Raw genomic sequence first — 25,773 nt, 5'->3', positions numbered from 1 at the left:
TTCTCTGACTTCACTCAGAAGAGGGTGTAAAATGTGAATAAAGCATTAAATTGCATGCTTGGGATGATCATATTGTAATACAATCCTAGTCGCTTAATTTGAGGGAGGGATGGCATGAACGACCTGAACCGTTCGGAACAGCTGCGGAGCCGGATTCCAACTCTTCACACCTGCTCAAGGCTTGAAAAAATCCATAAGGGGTACTCCAGTGATGATAAATATATGGTTTATGACGGCAGCGGGTGTCCCCAATATGTATTAAGAACTTTCAGTATGGATCACGAAAATAGCAAGCAGCTGGAATTCAGAAGTCTTGAATGGATGGAACAGCATGATGTTAAATGCTCCAGACCTGTTGAAATGGGCGTTCTGCCTGATCAGGGACTCGGTTACATGATCGTCTCGTTCATTGAAGGGAACGACGCATCAGAAGAGCTTCCGCTTCTGGCCCCAGAAGATCAATTTAATATAGGCGTTGAGGCCGGTCTGGAACTGCGAAAAATCCATCAGGTTCGTTGCCCGGACAGCCTTGCCCCTTGGCATGAAAGAATGATCCTCAAGCATCAACGTTACCGCACTGCATATAACAAATGTGGAATCGTGATCAGAGAGGAAGAGAGGCTGCTGTCCTTTATTGATCAAAATCTGCACATCATGCAGGACAGACCGAGCCTGTTCCAGCATGATGATTTCCATATCGGCAATCTTATCGTTAAGAGTGGCAAGCTCTCAGGCGTCATCGATTTCAATCGACGGGATTGGGGAGACCCTGTCCATGAATTTGTGAAGACTGGGATGTTTAACGCTGAAGTTAGCGTCCCATTTTCTGTTGGGCAAATGTATGGTTATCATGAAAGCAAGGCACCTGACGAGCATTTCTGGCGGTTGTATTCATTGTATCTGGCTATGACGCTAATCTCGTCAGTGGTCTGGGTCTTGAAAGTGAAGCCTGCAGAGCTGGAGCTTATGATAAGCAAGATCAACAGGGCTATGGAGGATCATGAGTGCTTTGAGCTGATGATCCCGAAATGGTACAGGGAGAGGAATTGAAAACGGGGGAATGCAGGATCAGAGATTAATGAATATGCTTTTTGCTGTTTAGCATTTACCCAACCCTATTCATATCTTTTGCATAATATGTAACTAGATAGAGAGTTTCTAAGAATAGGGGGATGTTATTTATGAAAGGATTAATCTTGTGTGCCGGCAAGGGGACAAGACTGCAGCCTTCGACATATACAAAACCGAAGTGTATGCTGCCTGTGAACGGGGAATATATTCTTGTCTCCATCATAAAAAAGCTTGTTGCAGCCGGAATTACGGAAATTGGAATCGTAGTAAATCCCTCGCAAAATGAAATTCAGGAAACGATTGGAGATGGAGCGCGCTGGAACGCCACTTTGGTTTATCTGCTGCAGGACGAGGCAAGAGGGCTCGCGGATGCTGTCAAAAGCGCACGGACTTTTATGGCGGATTCCCCCTTTTTATTAATGCTTGGCGATAATTTGTATGAGGGAGAGGTAGAGTCGCTGATTCAATCATTGGATGGAACCGAAGCAGCGGCTTCTATTTTGCTGCAGCAGGTCAAGGACCCCCGTCAATTCGGGGTTGCCGTCATTGAAGAGGGACAAATCGTCAAATTGGAGGAAAAGCCCCCTCATCCCCAGTCTAATTTGGCTATTGTCGGTATGTATGCTTTTACACCGGCTATATGGTCTGCCATTGAGAGGCTTACACCTTCTGCGCGTGGAGAATACGAAATTACGAATGCCATCCAAATGTTAATTTCAGAAGGCGGACATGTTGCATATAGCATCACAGAAGCTCCCTTTTTTGATATCGGAACTCATGAACGCTGGCTTGAAGCCAATCGTTACAAGATGGACCATGATCCTCAAAATTTCGAGATACCGTCCGGTATGAGTTCCTCTGTAAAATGGATTCCCCCGGTTCGGGTGGATCCGACCGCCCGTGTGGAGAATAGCGTCATTGGCCCTCATGTGTATATTGGCCCGAACAGCGTCGTCGAAGAGTGCATTCTTAACAATAGCATTTTAACGGATCAGGTGCATTTATTTAATATTCATGCCGAAGGAAGTGTGTTCGGGTCCAATGTTCAGCTCTCCGAACAAGAAATTCAGGATCTGCCGGCCCGTCACATTCTCGGCGATCGTGCATCTGTAACCAGAATCACTCCCCAATCGCAGACGGATTCAAAATAAATGGAAGGCCACTGGGGAATAGTCCAATCCGGTCCCAAGGGCGAACATACACTTAAAGTAGTCTTGTGCAACAGACGACTTGCCACATGATACTTTAAGAGGTAGGTGATCCTTGAGAATGGTTGAACTGGTTCTGGCGCTCAATGACCGGAGTGGAAAATATGCACAGCATGCTGCTGTTGTCCTTGCATCCATTTTTTCCAATACCCAGCAAACGGTTAATGTACACATTTTGCATGATGAAACCTTAACCGAAGAAAACAAATTTAAGCTTGCTCAGCTCACTAAGGGGTTTAATCACAACATCTATTTTTATTTTGTTTCAATTCCTGAGGATATGCTGCAGGCTTCGGCCCAGGTTCATAAAATCGACCACTGGACCATGGCCAGCATGTATCGTTTATTGCTGCCGAACATTATTCAGGCCGAAAGAGTTCTTTATTTAGACTGCGACATTTGGGTCAATATGGATATTGATGAATTGTGGAGTACTGATTTGGGAGAACACTATCTGGGTGCAGTACTGGATCAGGGGTCAAACCTGGATGAATATTTCCTCTCCATGGGGTTAAATGGGGCGGTGTATTTTAATTCGGGCGTTATTCTGTTTCATTTGGACAATATCCGCAGTAAAGAGACGTGGTATGATGAACTGCTTTATTTCTTGCGCAATTACCCTGCTACGACCATGCCTGATCAGGATGCTTTGAATTTCATGTATAGCTCCAACTACATGCAATTGGATCAGCGCTTCAATACATTCGTTCACGAAGGTCTTGATACGGACAACAAAATTATGCATTTCGCCGGGGAAGACAACAAGTGGTGGACTGACCATTCACCCTCAGCACCACTCTATAATTCATTCCTTGCGATGACCCCTTGGGCTGGAGCATTTACATCAGCGCCCGCGGCTTACCCGAAGTCCGAGCCCGCAGCTCCGATCATACAGCCTGTAGAAGTCCAGCCCATGGACATCCGGCTTCCGGCGCATCCGATTCCCGTACATCCTGTTACGTTCCAGCCGCAAATTCCGGCAACCCCTGTTAGACGGAAACGCCGCAGATCGTTACGGGTGCGCTTAAGACCAAGGCTGCGGAAGAAAAGAACAACCCGCGGCAGATACCGTTCCATAAGAAGAGTAAAACGGATCAAGCGCCAATTTTTATTAAGGAGAAAAGCGCTGAAATCGTTAGTGAAGAGGGTGCAGATTGTAAGGAAAAAGCGCAGTTCATAATTACACTGCAGCTATTTAATGATTCAAGGGAGCACAGATCTGGCTAAGCCGCCTAAAGGCGTTTTTATTGCCGAAACGCCCTCTCTAAAAATATCCTCAAACATACACTAAACCATATCATCAAACAAAGGAGGAAAAAAGATGAGTGCAATTGGAGGAGCTTGTGGTGGAGGGCTGTGGACTTCTACAGGTGCTATCTTGGTTTTGTTTATTCTGCTGGTTATTATCACCAGATCTTTCTTGATCTAAAAGTAGAAAAATTATTCTTTTTGAGATTATAAAAGCATGAAGATTATGGCATCTGCAACATGTCCCCGATCACGCTGATCTGTGGCATACTGCAGATGCATTTTTGTGTATGTTTCGTTAATCCTGTGCATCAGTTGTTTAAAATTTTTTCCGATTACCCCATCTATTTCAGTGGTCAACACAGCTCAGTTCACATAAAATGCGATAAAGAAAGCGTTTGCATTTGAGGTGCTTTTTTTATCAGGCAGGCTTTACCAACATGAATTGCCACAAATGGAGGGGATCTAGTGACGCGTAAACTGAATTTCAGACTGATGTTCACAGTGTTGACAGCTTTAACTATTGTCATTACAGGTTGCGAGAACGTACAGCCGCCGGCCGCATCCGATACCGGGAACAAGCCGGAAGCCACACAGCCTGGAACCGGGGGAGGTGCGGGCGATGTTCAGGAAACTCTGCGCAATGAGACGTTATATGTGAATGGAATCCAGTGGGGTCCGCCCACCAATTTCAATCTGCTGAGCGGAAATCCTGCTTTTCCGGTAAACTACGGCAACTCCAGAGAGCTTATTTACGAAACGCTGTTCATGATTAATCAGCTGACCGGTGAGCTGGAGCCGCTGCTTGGGACGAAGTATGAGTGGAAGGACGACACCACCCTGCATATCGAGCTGAACAAGGATGCCAAGTGGAATGACGGGAAGCCTTTCACTGCGGACGATGTCGTATATACGTATGAGCTGGGTAAGAAATACGACATCAACTGGAGCTCTTTCTGGACATATCTTTCCTCGGTCACTGCCGACGGGCCGAATGCGGTGGACATCCAATTAAACCCGGAGAACCCGAACAAGCTCACGGTACTGGACAGTATTGAGCTGATTCCGATGCTGCCGAAGCATATCTGGGAAGAAATTGAAAAGAAAACGGGCAACAACCTGTCGGCTATACGGCAGGAGGTTAATGCCGATCCGGTCGGCACCGGGCCTTATAAAATATACTTTTACAATGACCAGAAAATCACAGTTAGCCGCGATGACAACTACTGGGGCCAGTCCTTGTTTGGCAAGCTGCCGGCTCCGAAGTACATTACCCATGTCATTTACAAGGATAATGCAGCTGGCGATCTTGCTTTCAAAAGCGGCCAGGTAGACGTATCCCAGCAGTTTATTCCCCAGGTGCAAAACATGTGGAAAGGCGGGGCTCCAGTCAAAACGTATTTGAAGGAGGCGCCATATTATGTGCCAGGCTCCATGCCGTCGATCTTCTTCAATACGACGAAGAAAGGGCTGGACAATCCGGATGTAAGAAGAGCGATTGCGATGAGCATCGATTATCAGAAGATTGCGGAGCTGGCCATGAGCGGATATTCGAAGCCCATGCAGCCTTCCTTGACGCTGAATACAGAGGCGGAAGCCAAGTATGTGGATCAGGCGGCCATTAAATCGCTGCAATGGCAGACGGATGTCGAAGGGGCGAACGCGCTGCTGGATCAGATCGGAGCGAAGAAGGGAAATGACGGCATTCGCGTGCTGAACGGTACCAGACTCGGGCCTTATGAGATTGAGTGCCCTTACGGTTGGTCTGACTGGAATGCTGCGCTGGAGATCGTTGCTCAGAACGCCAAGGCGGTGGGTATTGAAATCCGGACCAAGTTCCCTGAATCCCCCGTGTGGACGAATGATCTGCAGACAGGCAAGTTTGACATTATTATGAATACGCCTGCTGGCAGTGTCAGCCCAAGTCAGCCCTGGAACCGGGCAATGACGATCATGTACTCGAAAGGCGTGGCTCCAATGGGTGAGATGGCGTTCTGGAATTGGGGCAGATACAAAAACGAGCGGGCAGATGAGATTATTGAGAAAATTCCGACCGTTTCAGATGAAGCAGAATTGAAAGCGCTTTATACGGAGCTGACAACCATTTGGCTGAAGGATATTCCGTCCATTCCGCTGATGTACCGTCCTTGGGTGTTCCATACGGTCAATGAATCGGTGTGGAAAGGCTTCCCGGCGGAAGGGGAAGGCAGCCATATTCCGCCACAGATTGCCATGGATGGAGCAGGAGTGCGAGCATTGTACGAAATTCACAACTAACCGGATGAGAGGCCTTTCAGAAGTGGCGGGCAGCCGCCAGTCTGAAAGGCCTCATGGACCGGAACACCGCTAACTGGTCTTCTACGTCATCACGGAGGTGAACCGAATGAACGCTTATGGCAAATATATTTTCCGCAAAGCGCTGTGGTATCTTCTAACACTGATCATTGCCGTCAGCCTGAACTTTTTTCTGCCAAGAATGATTGAGGGCAACCCGGTCAGCATGATTGTATCGGAGATGACACAGGGAATGACCGACAGCGATACGATCAAGCGGGTGTACGAGACGTTCATGGTTGAATTCGGCGTTGATCAGCCGCTCTACATCCAGTTTTTTATCTATATCAAAAATCTGTTTACCGGCAATCTCGGCACCTCATTCGGATTGTATCCGAAGCAGGTAACGGACATTCTTGCTTCTGCCGTACCATGGACCATCGGGCTGCAGCTGCCTGCCATTTTGACCGGCTGGCTGCTGGGCAACATTCTGGGGGCCGTTGCCGCTTACAAGAAGGGCGTTTTTGACAAGGTGATTTTCCCTGTGGCGCTGTTCGTGAATTCGATTCCGTTTTTTACTTTGGCGATAATTATGCTCTATGTGTTCGCGCTTACGCTGGGCTGGTTTCCGCTGCATGGCGGTTATGATTATCAGATGGTACCGCAGCTCAGCCTGGATTTTATCGGCTCGGTGATTCGGCATCACACGCTGCCTTTCCTGTCCATCGTGCTGGTGACGATCGGCGGGCAAGCCATCGGCATGCGAGAGATGTCCATTTACGAGCTGAACTCCGATTATGTCCTATACAGCAAGCTGCTCGGGATCCGGGATTCCAAAATCGCCAGATACGTCTTTCGCAATGCCATGCTGCCGCAAATTACAGGCCTGGCTCTGTCGATCGGCACGATGGTGGGAGGCTCGCTCATTTGTGAAATCGTATTCAGCTATCCCGGCATCGGCACCTGGCTGTTTACGGCCATCCGTCAGCTCGATTATCCGCTGATCTCCGGCTGTACACTGCTGATTGCAGTATCCGTGCTGTTGGCCAATTTCACCATCGACATTATCTATGGTTTCATCGACCCGCGAATCAAGTCTGCGCAGATGGAGGATCACTGACATGAACCAATCCTTTCGCATACTCGTGAAATCACCGAAGTTCATGGTCGGGGCCATCATGTTCCTGCTGATGATCGGTGTAGTGACCATCTATCCGCTCATCAACCGGAACGATCCGCTGGAGATGATTGCGCTGGCCTTCCAGCCGCCGGATTCCGAGCTGCTGCTGGGATCGGACAATTTCGGCAGAGATCTGTTTCTGGAGTTAATCTATGGTATCCGGACATCTATCCAGGTCGGATTAATTGCCGGTGTATTCGCTACGGCCATCGGGCTGGTCGTCGGACTTGCTTCTGGGTATATCGGCGGCATGGTCGACAATCTGCTGACCGCATTGACCAACATTTTCATCGTTATTCCTTCATTTATCATTTTAATTCTGATCTCTGTAAGTATTGATTCACGCAGTTCGCTCGTCACAGCCATCATCATTGGCATCACAAGCTGGCCGTGGACCGCAAGGGCCGTGCGCGCCCAGACCACGTCGCTGCGGAACCGGGATCATGTCCATATCGCCAAAATATCCGGGCACAGCACACCGCGCATTATTGTCTTTGAAATTCTTCCATATATAGCTTCATATGTAGTGATGGCCTTTGTGCTGCAAACGGCTTCAGGCATCCTTTCGGAGGCATCCATCTCGATGCTGGGACTCGGACCCTACAATACCATTTCGCTCGGTATCATCATGAACTGGGCGCTGGTGTTTGAAGCGCCGGTGGCGGGAGCATGGTGGGCATTCATTCCGGCTGCGATTTCCATTGCTTTCATTACATTCTCCCTGTATTTGATGAATACCGGCATGGATGAAATCTTCAATCCGAAAATAAGGAGCTGACCCGCATGACAACGACCATCCTGGAAGTCAAGGATCTGAAAACCTATTACCGGACCCGGCTGAAAGAGCATGTATACGCGGTGGATGGCGTGAGCTTTACGCTGGAGGCAGGCAAAACGCTCGGCATTGCCGGGGAATCCGGCTGCGGCAAATCGACGCTGGCGCTAAGCCTGATGGGCTTTTACTTTCCGCCCCTGCATTTTGGCAGCGGCTCCATCGTCATCAACGGTACGGACATCATGAAGCTGAATAAAGAGCAGCTGCGCAAGCAGGTGTCGGGCAGAGAGATTGCCTATATTCCGCAAGCGGCAATGAATGCCCTTAATCCGACGCTGCGCATCATCCGCTTCATTGAAGATATTATGAAGGAGCACCGCCCTGAGCTGAGCAAACAGCAGGTATGGGAGCTGGCCGCCGAACGCTTCGAGACCTTGAACCTGTCAACGAAGGTGCTGAACTCGTATCCGAATGAGCTGTCCGGAGGCATGAAGCAGCGCACGGTGATTGCGATATCCACCATTTTAAATCCGAAGGTGCTCATAGCGGATGAGCCGACTTCCGCGCTGGATGTGACGAGCCAGAAGGCGGTCATCAAGTTAATGAAGGAACTGCTGGATAAAGGCTTTATTCAATCACTGGTATTCATCACCCACGAGCTGCCGCTGCTCTATCATGTGACGGATGATATCATGGTGATGTATGCGGGGGAAATCGTCGAGCGCGGGACGGCGGAGCAGATGATCTTCGATCCGCTCCATCCATATACGAAGAAGCTGATGGGGTCCATCATCGTTCCCGAGGAAGGCATGAAAGAGCATAAGCTGGCAGCAATTCCGGGCACACCTCCCAATTTGAAAAACGTGCCTGCAGGCTGCAGATTTGCCGACCGCTGTGCGTATGTGCATGATGAATGCAGACAAGGCAAGGTTGAGAGCAGGCTGGAAGGTGATCGTATCTACCGCTGCATTTTCGAGCCAGGTACGTTAAAGGAGTGGTACGCCAATGAGCCGGAATGACGTATTGATCAGCGGATCGCATATTACGAAGGTCTTTGGATATGGCAAGCAAAAAACGACGGCTGTGGACGATGTGGATTTCACCTTTCATGAGGGGGAGATTATTTCCATTGTCGGCGAAAGCGGCAGCGGCAAAACGACCCTGGCCAAAATGATTATGGGCCTGCTGAAGGAAACAGAAGGCATCATCAAATACCGGGGCATACCGAGGCATCTTAAGCGGCATGCTGACCGGAAGAGTTACTGGAAGGATATCCAGGCGATATTTCAGGACCCTTTTTCATCCTTCAATCTGTTCTACAGAGTCGAGAGGCTGCTGCAGGACTGCATCAAACTAAGAGGGCTGAAGCTGTCCAAGGAAGAGCAGTTTCATAAAATGAAGGAAGCCTGCTCTTTCGTCAATTTGAAGTTCGAGGAGCTGTATAACAAATATCCGTTTGAGCTGTCCGGCGGACAGATGCAGCGTTTGATGATCGCCCGCATTTTCATGCTTCATCCCAAGCTGTTGATTGCGGATGAGCCGACCTCCATGGTGGATGCTTGCTCCAGATCTACTATTTTGGATATGCTGCTCAAGCTGCGGGACGAGAACAACATGACGATTATTTTCATTACCCATGATGTCGGGCTTGCTTATTATGTCAGCGATACGATTTATATTATGGAAAAAGGAAGGATTGTGGAAAGAGGCAATGCGGAGGATATCATTTTAAACCCGCAGCACAGGTATACACAGCAGCTTATATCCGACGTACCCAAAATTCATTCTGAGTGGAACTTGAGCTCATAATGAAATGAAGAGCAATACCATGCAAAAAAGCGGATGTTAAGTCCGCTTTTTTTGAGCTTTGGAGCGCATTCGCCGGCGATGGCGCGCAGCATTGGTATTCATTGCAGCTTCCTCCTCGGCTGAGGGCGGTTTGCTGTAGATTTTTCGCTTGTGAAAGGACAGGGAACGATACTCCCTTGCCAGCTTAAGCATTTCCTCTTCTTTTAAATCAGCGGCGTTCATATTCAGGCTTTTATTTTTGGCGTTTCTAAGCAGCATACTGTCGGAATTCAATGTATACAAATAGTTGGCATAGGTTTCATATTCCGAAAAACCGAACTGCTTCTTCTTATCAATGCTGCGGATAATGGCCTTGTACCAAGGGATATGATGGATAGCCTCAATTTTCTTTTTCAGGGCAGTGAGTTTAGATTTCTCTAACATCATGTAATGGGTGACAAAGGAGCGGGGCCGTGGGGGTTTCATGCCCAGCAGTTTGCGGTATGTGTTGAAATATTCCGGCTGGCTCCAGTCGCGGCAGTAAAATACCGTTTTCCCAGCCTTAAAAAAAGAATGGGGCCTGATCAGGACGGTGTCTGCATCCAACACCAGAAAGTGCGATGCTTTGACATACTGATCCGCGTTCATCTTGAGAAGCTGCTGATACAGCCAGCCAGACCGGTTCCAACGGGGCGATTGGTAGTTTATGTCTTTTTTAGTGATCGGAAGCACGGTTTTTTCATCAATAAAAACGCAGTTTTTACTAGAACAAAGCTGCTTGATTTTGCTGCTGGCTGGTGACACAATATAAATGCGCCCGATCGGATGCTGCACAAAACGGCGAACGTTATCGATAACGTAGGGTAGGGTGCCCAAATCTTTTTCGATCGCAGGTATAAGAACGTCAATCATGGGCGTGCTTTTTAACCACATTCCGCGGATTGCCGGCATATCCTCAACTCCCTGTACAAAAGTATGACGTCTTGTTCATGATATGTGTACATAGGAGGTTTGGTCAGGGCAGGTGCCAATATATCACTTTTGTTCCTGCTGCAGCGCTTTTTTTGTAGCTCCAAAGAGCTATTTTGTTGCTTGCCGATTTCATGTATGGTGAATGAAGAAAGTTTTAGAAAAATTAAACCGGATAGGATGTTGTATGATGACCAAATACATTGCGAAGTGGTGGCCGCTTCTGGTTCTTGGACTGGCTGTCTTGAGCGTCGCAGCAAGCCTGCTTATTTATTTTAACATCAGCGCTGTGTCTGCTTCACTGGACAAGCAGCAAGTCACACAGGAAGAAGATTTGGCCAATTATGAAGTTGTAACGGTAAAAGTGGAGAATGACAGCTTCACCCCTGCTCATATCGAAGTAAAGCAAGGCGTGCCGACCAAAATCGATTTCAAAAAATTGACGAACCTAACGCATATTAGAAGTATTGTTTCGCAGGATCTTGATATGATCGTTTATTTGGAGAATAAGGATAATTATTATACAGTCGATACCAACTTGAAGCCAGGAACCTATAATTTCAACTGCGGAATGTATATGACCTATGGTACGCTCACAGTGAAATGAGGAGTTTTTTCTGTTCTGAGACGCTCCAAGAACGAAGCATCGTGCATATGCCAACATAAACAAAAAAGCGGAAATCGCCAATTTTACAACGATGGCGATTTAAGTAAAAGACCGAGAACTAGGGTGAAATGCTCTGTTCATCGGTCTTTTTGTGTTATATCGTGCGGAAATTGACATGGTATTGGAAGAAGGGGTATACTTATAATGAACAGTTGTTCAATAAGTATCGGGAGGAATCAGCCATGAGATTGGAAGGCAAAGCAGCGGTGGTTACCGGAGCAGCATCCGGCATGGGTAAAGCGATTGCGGAGTTATTTGCGCGAGAAGGAGCAAGTGTCGTCGTTTCAGACCTGAACATTGAAGGTGCGGAAGCTGTTGCGGCTGGAATTAAAGCAAGCGGTGGTACGGCCATCGCAGTTAAAACCAATGTTGCCGATTTGAACGATATTCATACCATGATTGATACGGCCGTCCAGGAATTCGGTACCCTCGATATTTTGGTCAACAATGCCGGAGTTATGGATAATATGGCGCCTGCAGGCGATGTGGATGATGAGAAATGGGATTTTATTTTTGATGTCAATACAAAAGGCGTGATGCGCGCCATTCGCAAAGCGATTCCGATCTTCCTGGAGAAAGGAACCGGCGTTATCGTGAATACGGCATCGACAGGCGGATTCAGCGGTGCGCATGCGGGGGTTGCTTATACCGCTTCCAAGCATGCTGTGGTCGGCATTACGAAAAATACGGCTTTCATGTACGCACAAAAAGGCATTCGCTGCAATGCCATTGCACCAGGGGCGACGGCTACGAACATTGCTTCAACGATGAGCAACTGGAATGAATTTGGCGCTTCCCGGACGAAAGTCACCCAAGGCGTCATTCCTCGTATAGGACAAGCGGAGGAAATCGCACAAGTGGCTCTGTTCCTGGCCTCAGACGAATCGAGCTTTGTCAACGGCGCTGTAATCGCCGCTGACGCAGGCTGGACGGCAGGCTTCTAATCTGCTGCTTAACCGGTGCACATAATAGATCCAAAGGCTACCAGCAATCATCTGCCGGTAGCCTTTTTAATATTCTGCTCCTGAAAGCGAAGTGGCAAAAGTAAAAAGTATACACTTCACAGATACCGGTATATAATACTTTTTAATATCGAAGTTATTGAACAGGTGTGGCTTAAAATGTCGATTATTAAACTTGGCAAGTGTTTATCTAAGAAGGGAAATAGAAGATATGAATGAAAATGATGTAAGAGTTATTAAAACCAAAAAAGCGTTGCATCAGGCGCTGCTGGCTTTATTAAAAACAAGAACTCTGGAATCGATCTCCGTGTCTTCGCTTTGCCGCGAGGCGGATGTAAACAGAGGGACCTTTTACTTGCATTACAAGGACATCCGGGCCTTGTTTGACGAGCATCTTCATGACTTGCTCAGTGATCTGGAGCAATCCTACTACGAACCATACCGGCATACATCCCGCATAACCTCCAGCCATCTCGACCCATCAACCATTCGCATCTTTCATCATGTCAAAAAGTATCAGGAATTTTATGAAATTGTGTTTGACAACAATTCTTCACTGTCTTACTACTATTCACTTTTTGAAAAAATTAAAAGCTTGATTCAAGGCAGTACTCCACCGTTTGAGTTGGATAAACTGGATGCCTCATTGCATGCAGCTTATCAGACGAATGCAATCATGGGGTTGCTTATTCAGTGGAGCAAGGACGGCTTTGCCCGTAGCCCGGAATATATGAACGAGCAGCTTGCCAGTATTTTAAGATCATTGGGCAAAGAATCAGCTTCCGATTGAATAGGATATTGCAGGCGAAAAGGGGTTATCCCTAAGTCATCTTCAATGACTTTTGGGACAGCCCCTTGTTTGTTTAACTTTGCTGTCAACTGCCTGCTTGCCTATGACATTATGCTTCTGTACGGATTGCTCTTTTTAACGCTGCTTTAGGTTCTTCCTCAACATCAGCGGCTTGTTTGACACGCTTAATGAAAAAGGAAAGCAGCAATGCGACGATTCCGATCCCAACAATGACGAGGTAGGCATCATTGATCCCCTGAATATTGGCTTGCAACATCAAGTGCTCTTTCGTCGTATCTTGTGCCGTGCCTGAAGCGATCATATTCTGCATATGCGTGTTTGTACGGCTAGTCATCACGGTGACAAGCAGGGAAGTACCCACCGCTCCGGCTACTTGCCGAACTGTATTTGAAATTGCTGTACCATGTGCATTGAGTCTATTTGGCAATTGGTTCAAACCGGCGGTTTGCAGTGGTGTCATCAGCAATGCCATCCCGATCCGGCGGCCTGTTGACATCAGAAGCAGATAGGTGTAGCTGGTCGATTCCGTCAAATTGATAAAACCAAGCGTGGTGGCAATTGTAATAACCAGACCGATAATGGACAGCCACTTCGCGCCAAAACGATCGAATAACTTGCCCGTAATCGGCATCAGGAAGCCCATCACCAGCGCTCCGGGCAGCATCAGCAAGCCGGATTCCAGAGCGGTATAACCAAGGGCGTTTTGCAGATAGAGCGGAAGCAGCATCATATCCGCATACATAACCATCGTAACCGCGATATTAATGATCGTCGTTAAGGTGAACATATTGTATTTGAAGGCCCGAAGATCCAGCAAAGGATTGCGGGACACTAACTGCCGCCAGGTGAACAAAGCAAGCGCAGCGAGGCCTGCGATGATGGAGCCTAATACCTCCGGGCTCGTCCATCCTTTGCTGCCTGCCAGACTGAAGCCATACAGCAAAGCGCTCATTCCGATTGTGGAAAGCAGCACGCTGAGCATGTCAAACTTGATCACTTTTGGCTCCGATACATTTCGCAGAAAGATAAATCCGCACAGGATAACGATAAGAACAAGCGGGATCATGCCGTAAAACATCATTTCCCACGCATAATTTTCCAGCACATAACCGGCCAGAGTAGGTCCAATTGCCGGAGCGAAAATAATGGCAAATCCCATCATTCCCATGGCTGATCCCCTTTTCTCCGGAGGGAATAGCGTCAGGATGACATTCGTGAGCAGCGGCATAATAATGCCGGCCCCGGCAGCCTGAACCATTCTCCCGGTTAAGAGAACGGGGAAGCTGCCTGCAAAGGCGGATATGACCGTGCCGATTAAAAAGAATAACATCGAAGCTTGAAAAAGCTGTCTGGTCGTAAAGCGCTGCATTAAGTAAGCTGTAATCGGGATCAGCACACCGTTCACGAGCATGTATCCCGTTGTCAGCCACTGAGCGGTTGCTGCCGAAATATGAAGATCGGTCATCAGTTCCGGTGTGGCAACACTCATGATCGTTTGATTCAGGGTTGCAAGAAAGGCGCCTAAAATCATGGTAAACAAGATGGGGCCTTTTTTTATGGTGCGGTTGGTTTGTATGGCTTTACTCAATGGACTCCATCCTCTCAAATCTCTCTGTACTTATTTTACAATGTGTAGGATAATTTACACTGTATAAATTAAATAATAAATTTAAAATTTGCAGTATTCAAGCGACGTTTCCCGCCAATATGTAAATTAGTTAACAGTACATCTTTCTTATGTATTTTAAATTTTATATAAACGACAATAATCGAAAAATTGTAAATCACCAAATACAGGAGATGAAACCAACCTATGAATGAACATGAAAAACCTCGCATGGATCCCAGGATCATAAGAACACGCCAGCTGCTAAAGGATGCCCTTATTGATCTGCTGCAGGAAGTTGATGTTGAAAAAATATCTGTCAATCGGATTGCGGAGCGGGCCACGATTAACCGTGTAACCTTTTATCTGCATTATCGTGATATCCCGGATATGTTGGAGAAGATGGCAGATGACATGGTTAAGGACATTCAGCATGTCATGAATCATGAGTTACCTATGGACAACAATTCCGTTGAAGAGATTAAGTTTTTAAGATTGCTGTCTTTGCTCGAGCACATTTCTGGGAATTCTAAATTTTACAAAATCATACTTGGCTCAAGAAGAATTCCGATTTTCACAGAACGTTTGTTACTGCTGTTAACAGAAATGATTTCCCTTTCGATCCATAATTCAGGAAACGACTCCATGATCTCAAAGTCAGGTGTTCCAAAAGATATTGCTATTTGGCACTATTCCTCCGCGTTAATCGGGACGATTATTGGCTGGCTGAAAAATGATATGCCGTATACTCCGCATTTTCTTGCCAAACAAATTTTAGTGCTGTTAGGGCATCATCGATTGCCCTGATCCTTTTATGTTTATATTGACAATCTGCCTGAAGTTGGATAAAATTCTCATCGGTTGTTACTCTGTACAAAGTAATATGTTTAGATTAAAAATACATAAGAAAAACCTCTATCGACGCACATTCACAGAAGCCAGACCGCGTTTAGCAGTAGTTTTTCTTGCGATTCCAGGAAGCTTATACCAAGAAGTTTATACTTTCTGGAATCTAAAAAAAAGGAGTGTGTTCCTTCAGAAATCTGCCAATAAAAGGTGATTTCAACCATTGTAAGAGGGAATTTTTAAAGATTGTTCGCCAAAAAAATTCAGCCTACTGAGGTGGAGTTCGTGAGTAAGAAGAAAATTTATTCAGTGCTTATTGTCTTGCTTATCATAAGCGGCGGGGCGCTGGGCTACTATTACTGGTACCAGGGCGCACATTATGTAACAAGCGATGATGCGCGTATTGCAGCGGATCAATATAAAGTGATGCCGCAAATCACGGCCAAGCTGGATCAGATTTATGTCGAAGAAGGCGATGTGCTCAAGAAGGATGAGATGATTGCCGCCCAGGATGTATCCGGCCTGGACTCCGCTTCCGTCAGCAAAGCTGTGCTGCGTGCCCCCATTGACGGTTCGGTGATTAAGATCTACTCCCGGGAGCAGGAGATTGCAGCGCCAAGCTCCGTGGTAGCGGTCATGGTGGATATGCACAATCTGTATGTTTCAACCAATATCGAAGAAACCGACATCGGACGCATCAAGCCGGGGGCAGCCGTCGATATCACGCTGGACGCAGCGGAAAGTCAGGTTATTCAGGGGAAGGTGAGCAATGTCGGGCAAGCCTCCAACTCCGTATTTTCTGCAATTCCTGCAACGAACACGAGCGGCAACTTCAACAAGGTTACACAGCGGATTCCGGTGAAAATTGCCCTGAACGTACCGGAGGCCATGCAATTGATTCCGGGAACCAACGTTGAAGTCAGAATTCATACTCCATAGAGGGGGATTGGCATGGATTCGAATACAATTACCGCTGCTCCTTCTGACGATTCATCGAGAGAACGCTGGCTGGCTTTCTTTGCCATTGTTCTGGGTGCCTTTGTTGCCGTTTTGAATAACAGCTTGATTAACGTGGCGATTCCGCAATTGACCACAGATTTAGGATCTACTACAACACGAATTCAGTGGGTCATTACCGGTTATACCCTTGCTTCCGGCATTATCGTTCCGATTACAGGCTTCATGGAGCAGCGATTTGGCTATAAAAAGTTTTTGATCGGCGCTCTTTCCATTTTCACTTTAGGCACAGCTTTGTGCATTTTTGCCTGGAATGATATGGCCTTGATTGTGGCCCGTATTATTGCCGGGCTTGGCGGGGGCGTTATTATTCCGCTCAGTATGACCATTGTGTATAAAATCATTCCACGCGAGCAGGTGGGCTTGGCGATCGGGATCTGGGGAATTTCCTCCATGGCCGCGCCTGCCATTGGTCCGACGTTAAGCGGTTATTTGATTGAATGGTTTAACTGGAGATTTCTGTTTATCGCTTGTGTCCCAGTGGCATTGTTCGCCATTCTGATGGTTGTGTTATTGATCAAGGAACCGCCAAAGGGCGAACCGATAAAGTTTGATATGATTGGGTTTCTGCTAGCCGCCACCTGTGCGGGCACATTGCTGTACGCGCTCTCCAGCGGGGGGGCAGACGGCTGGGGATCCTTTAAAATTGTTTCTTTATTCTTTATCGCTTTCTGGTCGCTGGTATTTCTCATCGTTGTCGAGAGCGGCAAGGAAAATGCCGTTATCGATATTTCGTTGTTTAAAAATTATAAATTTACCGTGAGTGTCATTGCTTCCAGCTTTGTCATGATGGGCATGTATGGGGGGACTTTTCTGGCGCCGTTATTTTTGCAAAATATTCAGTCTGTATCCCCTATTGATACAGGGATCATTTTGCTACCACAGGCTGTGGCCATGGCCCTTATGATGCCAATCGCCGGCAAGCTGCTGGATAAGGTAGGAATCGTACCGATCGGCCTCGTGGGGCTGACATTAACCAGTGTAATGACCTATCATCTGCATTTATTGACACCTCAGACCTCACGTACCTGGTTTGAGATTGTAACCGTACTGCGCGGAATGGGGATCGGATTATGCTTAATGCCTTTGTCTACGATCGGGATGAATGCCGTAGAAAACCATAAGGTCGGAAATGCTTCAGGCGCTTCCAACCTGGTCAGAACGATTGCCGGTTCGATGGCCATTGCGATTCTTACATTCCTCATGCAGAGCCGTACGGCTCTGCATACCCAGCATATTGCCGAATCGATCACACCGGATGGCGCACAAGTCTTGCAATCGACACTTGGCAGCTCGTGGACTTCAACAGTATCAGGTTTAATTTCTCTGGATGCTTATTCCCGGGGGATTGCGGACACCTTCCTGTTATCATCCATACCGCTATTTTGTTCGATACCGATGATTTTCCTGTTTATTACCGGACGAAGACGAAAAGCAGCACAGGACGAAGCAGCGGAAATTCAAGCATAAGCACGGAAAGAAAGGGGACGGAGCATAGATGAAAGAGTGGAAAGCAACTGCTGCTGTATTGCTGCTGGGAACCGGCATTTTATCCGGTTGCTCGCAAGGCAGCCAGGCTGCTCAGGATATAAACATCAACGTAAAGGTCAGCCAGGCGCAAAAAGGAGTCATTGGAGGAGAGGAGATCTATACAGGGAAGACCACCTCATCTGAAACGGTGAATATTACTCCTAAAATTGCCGGCAAGGTGGCTGCCATAACAGTCGATGTCGGGAGCGAGGTGAAAAAGGGGCAGGTGCTGTTCAAGCTTGAGGATGATGACCTGAGCAATAAATTAAAAATTGCCAAGTCTGATGTGGCGGCTGCACAGGCAGCCATTGCATCTGCGGAAGATTCGCGTAAATCCGGCGTAGTGTCTGCGAACTCTGGCATCGTCAGCTCACGCAACGGTGTCATCTCCTCCAAAAGCGCAATTACACAGGCAGAGCAGGGAATCAATCAGGCTGAGGCGGTTATCGATCAGGCGCAAACCGGATTGAAGCAGGCACGGACAGCTGTCTCTACTGCCGGCAATACGGTAAAGCAGACACAGGAGGCACTGCAGACTGCGAAAAAGAACTTGAGCCGCACGCAATCACTTTACGCCAGCTCACTGGCGACACAAGTGCAATTGGAAGAAGCACAAGCTGCTCAAGTTAGCGCACAGACAGCCTACGATAATGCGCTGAATGCGAAAGCCAATGCGGAAAATCAGCTGGCCGCTGCAAAAAAATCATTAACCACTGCCCAAAAAGCGTTGTCCACGACCAAAGCTGCTTACGAAAATGCTAAAAACAGCTATGAAAACGCCAATAGCGGTTACCAAAATGCCCAGCAGCAATTGGAAGTAGCAGAGAGCACAGCAGGGGTGGAAGCGAGCCGGCAAAAGCTGGAGCAAGCACACCTTAATGCTGAAATCGCCCAAAATTCATTGGATAATGCGGTCATCACTTCGCCTATAACAGGGATTGTTAAAAGCAAAAATATTGAAGCTGGTGAACTAGCCTCCACTGCATCCCCGGCGCTTGTGATCCACAATTTGGACAGTGTCAACCTGGAGATCTACGTGCCTGCCGAGCGCATTAATGATATCAAGGCTGGCGATGCTGTACAGGTTCGCATAGCTGCTTCAGGCATATTGACTACTGGCAAGGTCAAAAGTATAGGTTCCGATGATGCGAATGGCAACGGTTTTCCAGTGAAAATAACCGTCGCCAATACGAACGGCAAGCTGAAATCCGGGATGCTGGCAGATGTAAGCTTTGTGGATGCAAATGCTAAGGAAGGAATCATTATTCCAACAAAGGCGATTGAAAAAGACGGCGACCAGTCCTACGTGTACGTGGCTGTTGATGGCCATGCTGTACGTAAGGAGATTACCGTAGGGGAAGAAGCGGGCACACAAGCATTGGTTGCCAACGGCCTTGAAAATGGTGATCAGGTGATCGTAAACAACCAGGCACTTCTTGCTGACAATGCAGCGATCACCGTTTCACAGCCTTAAGTATAAAGTGTAAAAAGGGGGACCAGCCGCCATGATATGGGCACAAGCTGGCGCCCTCTGTTTCATTTTGAGCGTATGATTCGGCATCTCATGTCTTTATAGTGTAAAATAATGAATATCCGGTAAAGGGGGTAGACAACCTTGTCTCTTCAAATATTCATCCTGGGCATGCTGCACAAAGGCGACTATCATCCCTATGATGTCAAGAAAAGGATTGTACAGGGCACAAACAATACGGTCAATGTTACGGATGGCAATTTGTATTACAATTTTGAGGCGTTGCTGAAAAAGGAGCTTATTCAAAAATCTCAAATCATCCACGCGGAGAACCGCCCTGACAAAATAACCTACAGTATCACGGCAAAGGGCCGGGAAGTTTTTAAAGAAGAGATTTATAAAAGCTTTAAAAACGCCAAGTCCATCAGATCCTTGTTTGCAGCGCTACCATTTATTGAATATGTTGATACTAAAAAACTGGTTTTTTATGTGGAAGAAATCATAGAGCGCTTTGAAAAGAAATTGCAGGAATTGGAAGAAAGAGTGCTGGCAGCGGAGTTTGAGTCGGTTGATCCAAACTTTAAATTGCTGATGAGTGAAGTGATCACGGACAGCTTACAGCTGGAAATTCGGATGTTTAAAAAGCTCCTGATTCTTTTACAAAATCAGTAGTCTTATACCGTTTCATCAAGCTGGACAGGCATTGTCAGATTGCCGGGTGTCGTTCTAAAGCCTTTGGTGGAATACAGCAGACAGATAAACCCGAGGCCGGCCCAGCAAAGCCCCAATATGAGGGAATGAACATCAAGATTGATCCACAGAACGATCATGGAAGCGGCTCCGATCAGCGGAATCAGGAGATAACACAGGACTTCTCTCGCATTGCGCAGCATTTTGCCGCGAACCGCATAATGAGCGATGACGGCCAGATTGACAAAGGTAAAAGCGGTCAGAGCCCCAAAATTGATGAATGATGCGGCGGTGTCGAGGCTGAAAAAAACGGCAGTTAAAGAGATCAAACCGACAAACAGTGTATTAAAAATCGGGGTGCGCGAACGCGGATGAAGATAGCGGAACCAGCGGGTCGGGAGCATGCCGTCACGGCCCATCGCATACATCAGCCGCGATACGCTGGCCTGGGAAGAAATAGCCGAGGCGATCGTGCCTGCAAAACCGGCAGTCAGAAAAATGGCCTGAAAAATAGCGCCTCCCAGATAAAGGGCAATTTCCGGAGTTGACGCTTCCGGGTCATTGAAGTCGGATGCATTCGGGAATAAAGCTTGCGCAAAGTAGGAGGTAACGGTAAACATCAGGCCGCCGATCAAGGCAGTAAGGAAAAGAGCGCGGGGAATCGTCTTTGTCGGATTGGCGGTTTCTTCCGAAAAGCCGGCAACCGCATCAAAGCCAAGATAGGAAAAGCATAGCAGTGTCGCGCCGGAAATCAGGGTGGACGTGCTGATATCGCTGGAGAAGAATGCTTCCGGAAACCAGATCCGTCCGGAGCCTTTGCCCTGAGTCAATCCCCATAGGGCTACGCCGATAAAGATGAGCACCACGAACAGCTGCAGCAGCACGAAATAACCGTTCAGGCGGGCGGTTCCTTTAACTGTCAGCAAATTGATGGTCGTAACGATGGCGACGAACAATACGACGAAGATCCAGGCAGGGGCTTGCGGAAACAGGGATGTGAGGTAAATTTGCGCGATCAGGGCATTCACCATGGGCAAAAACATATAATCCATAAGGGCGAGCCAGCCGACCATAAATCCCAAGTGCGGGTTGAACGATTTTTGCGTGTAAGTATATGCCGAGCCGGCATTGGGAAAAGCTTTGATCATAAAGCAGTAGCTGCCAGCCGTGAAGAGCAGTGCGACAAGGGCTGCCACATAAGAAGCCGGCACATGCCCAGCCGTCTCCTCCGAGGCGATCCCAAACGTGTCAAACACCACCATGGGAGTCATAAATCCGAGTCCGAGAAGAATGAGCTGCCATGAGTTCAGCGAACGTTTCAGTGTATTTGGATTTTCCTCTTTCATACCATTCCTCCTTCCATTTGTGAACAGCATTAAATCAAGGTTCTCCGCAATTTCATGTCAGGAAACATTTCGTTGTTGGCGCTAAAATCACTCCCTTACCCGTTTTGAGTTTATGAGTCATAGTATATACTGCAGTTTTTTTCTTTTTCAAGATGATTTTTTTGCTTTTGTGTTATATAAAATTACATATCTGCTGAAATGATTGATGTTCATTTATTTTCCTCATAAGTAAATTTTGTTTATAGTGTATAACAAGGAGGTGTCATCCATGGCAATCGATCCATCAAAAATGAGCGGTCAGCCAGGTTATGAGGAAGAGACCAAAGCCTATATCAAACAGGTGCTTGATCTGGTTTCGAAAAAGGAGATCACGAAGGAAGAAGCGGCCTGGATTACAAAAGAAACGGTCGAGGGCTTTCGTGAGAACGTTAACCCGGGATTCCTGGAGTACCGGAAGACGGTAACGCAGGGGGGGCAGTTCGCTGCGGTGGAATGGTCTGATGAGGGCTCGTGCTTTAAGGACGTCAATGGCAAGGAGTACATTGATTGTCTGGGGGGCTTTGGCATCTACAATGTCGGGCACCGGCATCCGAAGGTCACCAAGGCGGTCGAGGATCAGCTCCGGCGGCAGGCCTTGCACAGCCAGGACTTGCTGGACCCTTTGCGCGCGATGCTGGCCAAAATTTTGGAACGCATAACCCCCGGCGATCTAAAATATTCTTTCTTTACAAACAGCGGCACGGAAAGTGTGGAGGCTGCCTTGAAGCTTGTCAAAATGTACAGCGAGCGGACAACGATCATCTCCACAACGAGGGCATTCCACGGCAAAAGCCTGGGCTCGCTGTCAGGCACGGCCAAAGGCATGTTCCGCAAGCCGTTTCTGCCGCTGATTCCAGGCTTCCGCCATATCCCGTTCGGCGATATCGACATGATGCGCAAAACGTTCGAGACCTGCGCGCTGGTCGGGGAGGATGTGGCCGCCGTACTGCTTGAGCCGATACAGGGCGAGGGCGGAATCATCCTGCCGCCGCCGGATTATTTGCGCCAGGTGCGCGAGCTGTGCGATCAATACGGTGCGCTGCTTGTATTTGACGAGGTGCAGACCGGCATGGGACGCACGGGTAAAATGTTCGCCTGTGAGCTGTACGGGGTTGTGCCGGATATTCTTTGTCTTGCCAAAGCTTTCGGCGGCGGTGTCATCCCGGCGGGCGCGGTTGTTGCTACCGAAGAAGTGTTCCAAAGCCTGTTTCCCAATCCGTTCATGCACACAACGACCTTTGGCGGCAATCCGCTGGCCTGCGCCGCAGCAATTGCGACCATTGATGTACTGCTTGAAGAAGAGCTGCCCGCTCGGGCAGAAGAGTCGGGCCGCTACTTCCTGGCGGGTCTCCGTCAGGTGGCTGAAGGACATGAAGACAAGGTCATGGAAATACGAGGCATCGGTCTGATGATCGGGATTGAATTTCATCGTGACGAGGTAGGTTACGAAATCTCCAAGGCTATGTTTGACGAGGGCATTCTCGTTGCGGGCACGCTCATTAATTCCAAGACGATCCGGATCGAACCGCCGCTTACAATCAGCAAGGAAGAAATGGACCGGGTCATCGCAACCTTCCGCAAAGTGCTGGAGAAAACAAAAGCTTAAGCAAGAGGTGTTGGTATGCCAAGAACGATCAACAGCACACCGAGACGGGACGGGTTCCGCATGCCTGCTGAATATGAACCGCATCGCGGCACATGGATGCTGTGGCCCACGCGTACGGATACGTGGAGAATGGGTGCCAAGCCGGCCCAGGATGCCTTCGTGGAGGTGGCGCTTGCCATCTCCCGGTTTGAACCGGTGACGATTGGAGTGGGCTCGGCACAGTATGAGCATGTCCGTGCCGTTTTCCCGTCCCCGATCCGGGTTGTCGAGCTGTCCTCCAACGATGCCTGGATGCGGGATATCGGCCCAACCTTTGTCAAGAATGACCAAGGTGAGGTCCGGGGGATCGACTGGGGCTTTAATGCGTGGGGAGGACTGCAGGGCGGATTGTATTTTCCATGGGATAAAGACCTGCTGGTGAAGCAGAAGGTGCTGGAGATGGAGTACAAGGACCGTTACGACGCCCAGCATTTCATTCTCGAAGGAGGCTCCATTCATGTGGATGGGGAAGGCACGCTGCTGACGACGGAGCAGTGCCTGCTAAACCCTAACCGGAATCCGGGCTTATCCAAAAATGACATCGAGGAGCTGCTGAAGGAATACCTGAACGTCGATACGATGATCTGGATCAAGGAAGGCATGCGCTTTGACGAAACGGACGGCCATATCGATGAGGTGGCCGCCTTTGTCCGGCCCGGCGTCGTGGCGATGAGCTGGACGGATGACCCGAATGATCCACAGTATGATGTTTTGCAGGCGGCATACCAAACGCTGAGTTATGCCGTCGATGCGCGTGGCAGGAAGCTGGAAATCCACCGGATTCCGATTCCGTCGCCGCTGACCATTACGGAAGAGGAAGCGCGGCGGATCGACAGAGCACGGCGCAGCTACAGCCGGGCGACGGGAACGTGCTTTGCTGCTACTTATGTCAATTTTTATATTTGTAATGGAGGCGTGATCATCCCGGCCTTTGGCGACCCGCGCGATCAGGATGCCCTTAAACAAATTAGCGCGTTGTTCCCGGACAGAAAGGTGGTCCAGGTGAACACGCACGAAATTGCGCTTGGCGGCGGCAACATTCACTGTATCACCCAGCAGCAGCCCACCGGCGATCGTTGACATAACCTTATTTGCAGTCCGTTACTCGTTATTTGCAGGCTTGACCGTTTCACATTTCTTGGGGGCAGGAGGAATGTTCATGTTACGGATGTATATCGGTGGACAATGGGTGGAAGCCGTATCAGGCGAAACGAGGAAAATTGTCAATCCGGCGAACGGGGAAACCATCGCACAGGCGGCGGAAGGCGGTGTCGTGGACGCGCGGAAGGCCATTGCCGAAGCGCGCAGCGCGTTTGATGAAGGCGGCTGGCCTGAGACGCCTGCCACGGAACGGGCGCGGCTGCTGTTCAGGCTGGCGGATTTGCTGGAGGCGGAGAAGGAGGAGTTCGCACGGCTGGAGACGCTGGACAGCGGGAAACCGCTGCGGGAAGCGGAGGGGGACGTGCACGACGCCATCGCCTGCTTCCGCTATTACGCCGGACTGGCAACGAAACCGCACGGGCAAACCTATGAAGTGGCCGACCCGATGCAGGCCATCGTCGTACGCGAGCCAATCGGCGTGTGCGGCCAGATTGTGCCGTGGAATTATCCGTTGCTGATGGCCGCCTGGAAGCTGGCGCCTGCGCTCGCGGCAGGTAATACGGTTGTGTTTAAGCCGTCGGAGCTTACGCCGGTAACTGCCGTCAAGCTGTTCGAGCTCATTGAGCGCACCGATTTCCCGGCCGGAGTGGCCAATCTTGTGCTCGGAGCAGGCCCTACGGTCGGTCATGAACTGGCGGCAAACGATGCGGTGGATAAAATCGCCTTTACCGGCGGCACGGCCACGGGACGCAGCATTATGCAGGCAGCCGCCGGCAATATGAAGAAAATATCGCTGGAGCTTGGCGGCAAATCACCGAATATCGTATTTGCTGATGCCGATTTCGAAACAGCGGTGGAGTACGCCATGTTCGCCATCTTCGCGGGCCAGGGGCAAATTTGCGCGGCTGGCTCGCGTCTGCTGCTGGAAGAAAGCATGTACGAGCGCTTCTTGGCCCGGCTGGTGGAGCGGACGAAGCGCATCGTCGTTGGCAGCGGCCTTGACGAAGGCACAGAGATGGGTCCGCTCGTATCGGAGGCGCATTTGCAAAAAGTGCTCAGCTATATTGAGCTGGGCAAAGAAGAAGGCGCAACGCTGGTGTGCGGCGGGGAAAGGCTGACGGAAGGCGAGTATGCCAGGGGCTATTTCCTGCAGCCGACCATTTTTACAGATACGAAGCCGGATATGCGCATTGTACGCGAGGAGATTTTCGGCCCGGTGCTCGTCGTGCAGACATTCAAGGATGAAGCGGAAGCGGTCCGCCTGGCGAACGACACAGTGTATGGGCTTGCCGGCGCGGTATTCACGAATAACGGAGCAAGGGCGCAGCGGGTCGTCCGGAAGCTACGGGCAGGCATCACCTGGATTAATACGTTTCATCCTACCTACAATGAAGCCCCCTGGGGCGGATACAAGCAGAGCGGCATCGGCAGAGAACTGGGAACCTTCGGCTACGAGGCCTATACGGAGGTTAAGCAAATCAATACCAATCTGCAGGTCGAGCCCCTTGGCTGGTACCGCAATTAAGGAG

Annotated in this window: 23 protein-coding genes; 20 read left to right on the top strand and 3 right to left on the bottom strand. The window is 48.9% G+C overall.

Annotation, left to right across the window (positions count from 1 at the left end; genetic code table 11):
- The first annotated feature begins 114 nt into the window (after nt 1-114).
- The 9 genes from ACE41H_RS02990 to ACE41H_RS02950 all read left to right on the top strand — a co-directional run bounded on the left by ACE41H_RS02990 (nt 115) and on the right by ACE41H_RS02950 (nt 9,565).
- Entirely contained in the window at nt 115-1,050 is a 936-nt protein-coding gene (locus tag ACE41H_RS02990; protein ID WP_375353292.1) for an aminoglycoside phosphotransferase family protein, read from the top strand.
- A gap of 131 nt (nt 1,051-1,181) precedes the next feature.
- Nucleotides 1,182-2,222 carry a sugar phosphate nucleotidyltransferase gene (locus ACE41H_RS02985; protein WP_375353291.1) on the top strand — a complete coding sequence of 347 codons (1,041 nt, stop codon included), beginning with the start codon at nt 1,182-1,184 and terminating at the stop codon, nt 2,220-2,222.
- A 118-nt stretch (nt 2,223-2,340) separates the two neighbouring features.
- Nucleotides 2,341-3,459: a glycosyltransferase family 8 protein gene (locus ACE41H_RS02980; RefSeq protein ID WP_375353290.1), complete on the top strand. Its 1,119-nt coding sequence runs from the start codon at nt 2,341-2,343 to the stop codon at nt 3,457-3,459.
- Between the two features lie 141 nt (nt 3,460-3,600).
- Nucleotides 3,601-3,708: a YjcZ family sporulation protein gene (locus ACE41H_RS02975; RefSeq protein ID WP_375353288.1), complete on the top strand. Its 108-nt coding sequence runs from the start codon at nt 3,601-3,603 to the stop codon at nt 3,706-3,708.
- A gap of 314 nt (nt 3,709-4,022) precedes the next feature.
- Nucleotides 4,023-5,804, top strand: coding sequence for an ABC transporter substrate-binding protein (locus ACE41H_RS02970; RefSeq protein WP_375353593.1), 1,782 nt, complete (start codon nt 4,023-4,025; stop codon nt 5,802-5,804).
- A 106-nt stretch (nt 5,805-5,910) separates the two neighbouring features.
- Nucleotides 5,911-6,921: an ABC transporter permease gene (locus tag ACE41H_RS02965; protein WP_375353287.1), complete on the top strand. Its 1,011-nt coding sequence runs from the start codon at nt 5,911-5,913 to the stop codon at nt 6,919-6,921.
- A gap of 1 nt (nt 6,922) precedes the next feature.
- Entirely contained in the window at nt 6,923-7,759 is an 837-nt protein-coding gene (locus tag ACE41H_RS02960) for an ABC transporter permease (RefSeq protein WP_375353286.1), read from the top strand.
- 5 nt (nt 7,760-7,764) lie between these two features.
- Nucleotides 7,765-8,775, top strand: a complete 1,011-nt coding sequence (locus ACE41H_RS02955; RefSeq protein ID WP_375353285.1) for an ABC transporter ATP-binding protein — start codon at nt 7,765-7,767, stop codon at nt 8,773-8,775.
- Nucleotides 8,762-9,565: an ABC transporter ATP-binding protein gene (locus tag ACE41H_RS02950; protein WP_375353283.1), complete on the top strand. Its 804-nt coding sequence runs from the start codon at nt 8,762-8,764 to the stop codon at nt 9,563-9,565. The genes ACE41H_RS02955 and ACE41H_RS02950 overlap by 14 nt, the downstream gene beginning before the upstream one ends.
- Before the next feature lie 36 nt (nt 9,566-9,601).
- Here the strand turns inward: ACE41H_RS02950 and ACE41H_RS02945 are convergent, their stop codons facing one another.
- Nucleotides 9,602-10,495: a DUF6492 family protein gene (locus ACE41H_RS02945; RefSeq protein ID WP_375353281.1), complete on the bottom strand. Its 894-nt coding sequence runs from the start codon at nt 10,493-10,495 to the stop codon at nt 9,602-9,604.
- Between the two features lie 208 nt (nt 10,496-10,703).
- Here ACE41H_RS02945 and ACE41H_RS02940 point away from each other — a divergent pair, with 208 nt between their 5' ends.
- The 3 genes from ACE41H_RS02940 (at nt 10,704) to ACE41H_RS02930 (ending at nt 12,932) form a co-directional block, all read left to right on the top strand.
- Complete coding sequence (locus ACE41H_RS02940; protein WP_375353279.1) at nt 10,704-11,120, top strand: cupredoxin domain-containing protein; 417 nt, start codon at nt 10,704-10,706, stop codon at nt 11,118-11,120.
- A gap of 242 nt (nt 11,121-11,362) precedes the next feature.
- Nucleotides 11,363-12,124 (top strand): SDR family oxidoreductase, encoded by a 762-nt coding sequence (locus ACE41H_RS02935; protein WP_375353277.1) that lies wholly within the window; start codon nt 11,363-11,365, stop codon nt 12,122-12,124.
- Between the two features lie 229 nt (nt 12,125-12,353).
- The gene (locus ACE41H_RS02930) at nt 12,354-12,932 is read left to right on the top strand and encodes a TetR/AcrR family transcriptional regulator (RefSeq protein ID WP_375353275.1); all 579 of its coding nucleotides are present in this window, start codon (nt 12,354-12,356) and stop codon (nt 12,930-12,932) included.
- Between the two features lie 109 nt (nt 12,933-13,041).
- Here ACE41H_RS02930 and ACE41H_RS02925 read toward each other — a convergent pair whose 3' ends face one another.
- Nucleotides 13,042-14,484 (bottom strand): DHA2 family efflux MFS transporter permease subunit, encoded by a 1,443-nt coding sequence (locus ACE41H_RS02925; RefSeq protein WP_375353592.1) that lies wholly within the window; start codon nt 14,482-14,484, stop codon nt 13,042-13,044.
- Nucleotides 14,485-14,766: 282 nt separating this feature from the next.
- Here ACE41H_RS02925 and ACE41H_RS02920 point away from each other — a divergent pair, with 282 nt between their 5' ends.
- From ACE41H_RS02920 to ACE41H_RS02900, 5 genes are all read left to right on the top strand, one after another.
- Entirely contained in the window at nt 14,767-15,366 is a 600-nt protein-coding gene (locus tag ACE41H_RS02920; protein ID WP_375353273.1) for a TetR/AcrR family transcriptional regulator, read from the top strand.
- A 324-nt stretch (nt 15,367-15,690) separates the two neighbouring features.
- Nucleotides 15,691-16,344, top strand: coding sequence for an HlyD family secretion protein (locus ACE41H_RS02915; RefSeq protein ID WP_375353271.1), 654 nt, complete (start codon nt 15,691-15,693; stop codon nt 16,342-16,344).
- A 12-nt stretch (nt 16,345-16,356) separates the two neighbouring features.
- Entirely contained in the window at nt 16,357-17,892 is a 1,536-nt protein-coding gene (locus tag ACE41H_RS02910) for a DHA2 family efflux MFS transporter permease subunit (protein WP_375353269.1), read from the top strand.
- A gap of 28 nt (nt 17,893-17,920) precedes the next feature.
- On the top strand, nt 17,921-19,426 hold the full coding sequence (locus ACE41H_RS02905) for an efflux RND transporter periplasmic adaptor subunit (RefSeq protein ID WP_375353267.1): 1,506 nt from the start codon (nt 17,921-17,923) through the stop codon (nt 19,424-19,426).
- A gap of 141 nt (nt 19,427-19,567) precedes the next feature.
- Nucleotides 19,568-20,095 (top strand): PadR family transcriptional regulator, encoded by a 528-nt coding sequence (locus ACE41H_RS02900; RefSeq protein ID WP_375353265.1) that lies wholly within the window; start codon nt 19,568-19,570, stop codon nt 20,093-20,095.
- Between the two features lie 2 nt (nt 20,096-20,097).
- On the opposite strand, the gene ACE41H_RS02895 is transcribed toward ACE41H_RS02900, so the two are convergent.
- Entirely contained in the window at nt 20,098-21,459 is a 1,362-nt protein-coding gene (locus ACE41H_RS02895) for an APC family permease (RefSeq protein ID WP_375353263.1), read from the bottom strand.
- A 268-nt stretch (nt 21,460-21,727) separates the two neighbouring features.
- On the opposite strand from ACE41H_RS02895, the gene ACE41H_RS02890 reads away from it, so the two are divergent.
- The 3 genes from ACE41H_RS02890 (at nt 21,728) to ACE41H_RS02880 (ending at nt 25,769) form a co-directional block, all read left to right on the top strand.
- Nucleotides 21,728-23,104 carry a putrescine aminotransferase gene (locus ACE41H_RS02890; protein ID WP_375353262.1) on the top strand — a complete coding sequence of 459 codons (1,377 nt, stop codon included), beginning with the start codon at nt 21,728-21,730 and terminating at the stop codon, nt 23,102-23,104.
- 15 nt (nt 23,105-23,119) lie between these two features.
- Complete coding sequence (gene aguA, locus ACE41H_RS02885) at nt 23,120-24,223, top strand: agmatine deiminase (RefSeq protein ID WP_375353260.1); 1,104 nt, start codon at nt 23,120-23,122, stop codon at nt 24,221-24,223.
- 73 nt (nt 24,224-24,296) lie between these two features.
- Nucleotides 24,297-25,769, top strand: a complete 1,473-nt coding sequence (locus ACE41H_RS02880) for an aldehyde dehydrogenase family protein (RefSeq protein WP_375353258.1) — start codon at nt 24,297-24,299, stop codon at nt 25,767-25,769.
- Nucleotides 25,770-25,773 lie beyond the last annotated feature (4 nt).

This window comes from Paenibacillus enshidis, assembly GCF_042136365.1.
Lineage (GTDB): Bacteria > Bacillota > Bacilli > Paenibacillales > Paenibacillaceae > Paenibacillus > Paenibacillus enshidis.
The sequence above is the reverse complement of the archived record's forward strand: the minus strand, read 5'-3'. Positions and strand labels throughout refer to the sequence as shown.

Bases quoted from the DNA above. Each gene is read 5' to 3' on its own strand.
- ACE41H_RS02945 (WP_375353281.1), bottom strand. From the start codon at position 10,495: ATGCCGGCAATCCGCGGAATGTGGTTAAAAAGCACGCCCATGATTGAC.
- aguA (WP_375353260.1), top strand. From the start codon at position 23,120: ATGCCAAGAACGATCAACAGCACACCGAGACGGGACGGGTTCCGCATG.
- ACE41H_RS02985 (WP_375353291.1), top strand. From the start codon at position 1,182: ATGAAAGGATTAATCTTGTGTGCCGGCAAGGGGACAAGACTGCAGCCT.
- ACE41H_RS02935 (WP_375353277.1), top strand. From the start codon at position 11,363: ATGAGATTGGAAGGCAAAGCAGCGGTGGTTACCGGAGCAGCATCCGGC.
- ACE41H_RS02895 (WP_375353263.1), bottom strand. From the start codon at position 21,459: ATGAAAGAGGAAAATCCAAATACACTGAAACGTTCGCTGAACTCATGG.
- ACE41H_RS02940 (WP_375353279.1), top strand. From the start codon at position 10,704: ATGACCAAATACATTGCGAAGTGGTGGCCGCTTCTGGTTCTTGGACTG.
- ACE41H_RS02970 (WP_375353593.1), top strand. From the start codon at position 4,023: ATGTTCACAGTGTTGACAGCTTTAACTATTGTCATTACAGGTTGCGAG.
- ACE41H_RS02980 (WP_375353290.1), top strand. From the start codon at position 2,341: ATGGTTGAACTGGTTCTGGCGCTCAATGACCGGAGTGGAAAATATGCA.
- ACE41H_RS02950 (WP_375353283.1), top strand. From the start codon at position 8,762: ATGAGCCGGAATGACGTATTGATCAGCGGATCGCATATTACGAAGGTC.
- ACE41H_RS02905 (WP_375353267.1), top strand. From the start codon at position 17,921: ATGAAAGAGTGGAAAGCAACTGCTGCTGTATTGCTGCTGGGAACCGGC.
- ACE41H_RS02890 (WP_375353262.1), top strand. From the start codon at position 21,728: ATGGCAATCGATCCATCAAAAATGAGCGGTCAGCCAGGTTATGAGGAA.
- ACE41H_RS02975 (WP_375353288.1), top strand. From the start codon at position 3,601: ATGAGTGCAATTGGAGGAGCTTGTGGTGGAGGGCTGTGGACTTCTACA.
- ACE41H_RS02955 (WP_375353285.1), top strand. From the start codon at position 7,765: ATGACAACGACCATCCTGGAAGTCAAGGATCTGAAAACCTATTACCGG.
- ACE41H_RS02925 (WP_375353592.1), bottom strand. From the start codon at position 14,484: ATGATTTTAGGCGCCTTTCTTGCAACCCTGAATCAAACGATCATGAGT.
- ACE41H_RS02930 (WP_375353275.1), top strand. From the start codon at position 12,354: ATGAATGAAAATGATGTAAGAGTTATTAAAACCAAAAAAGCGTTGCAT.
- ACE41H_RS02920 (WP_375353273.1), top strand. From the start codon at position 14,767: ATGAATGAACATGAAAAACCTCGCATGGATCCCAGGATCATAAGAACA.
- ACE41H_RS02880 (WP_375353258.1), top strand. From the start codon at position 24,297: ATGTTCATGTTACGGATGTATATCGGTGGACAATGGGTGGAAGCCGTA.
- ACE41H_RS02910 (WP_375353269.1), top strand. From the start codon at position 16,357: ATGGATTCGAATACAATTACCGCTGCTCCTTCTGACGATTCATCGAGA.
- ACE41H_RS02990 (WP_375353292.1), top strand. From the start codon at position 115: ATGAACGACCTGAACCGTTCGGAACAGCTGCGGAGCCGGATTCCAACT.
- ACE41H_RS02965 (WP_375353287.1), top strand. From the start codon at position 5,911: ATGAACGCTTATGGCAAATATATTTTCCGCAAAGCGCTGTGGTATCTT.
- ACE41H_RS02960 (WP_375353286.1), top strand. From the start codon at position 6,923: ATGAACCAATCCTTTCGCATACTCGTGAAATCACCGAAGTTCATGGTC.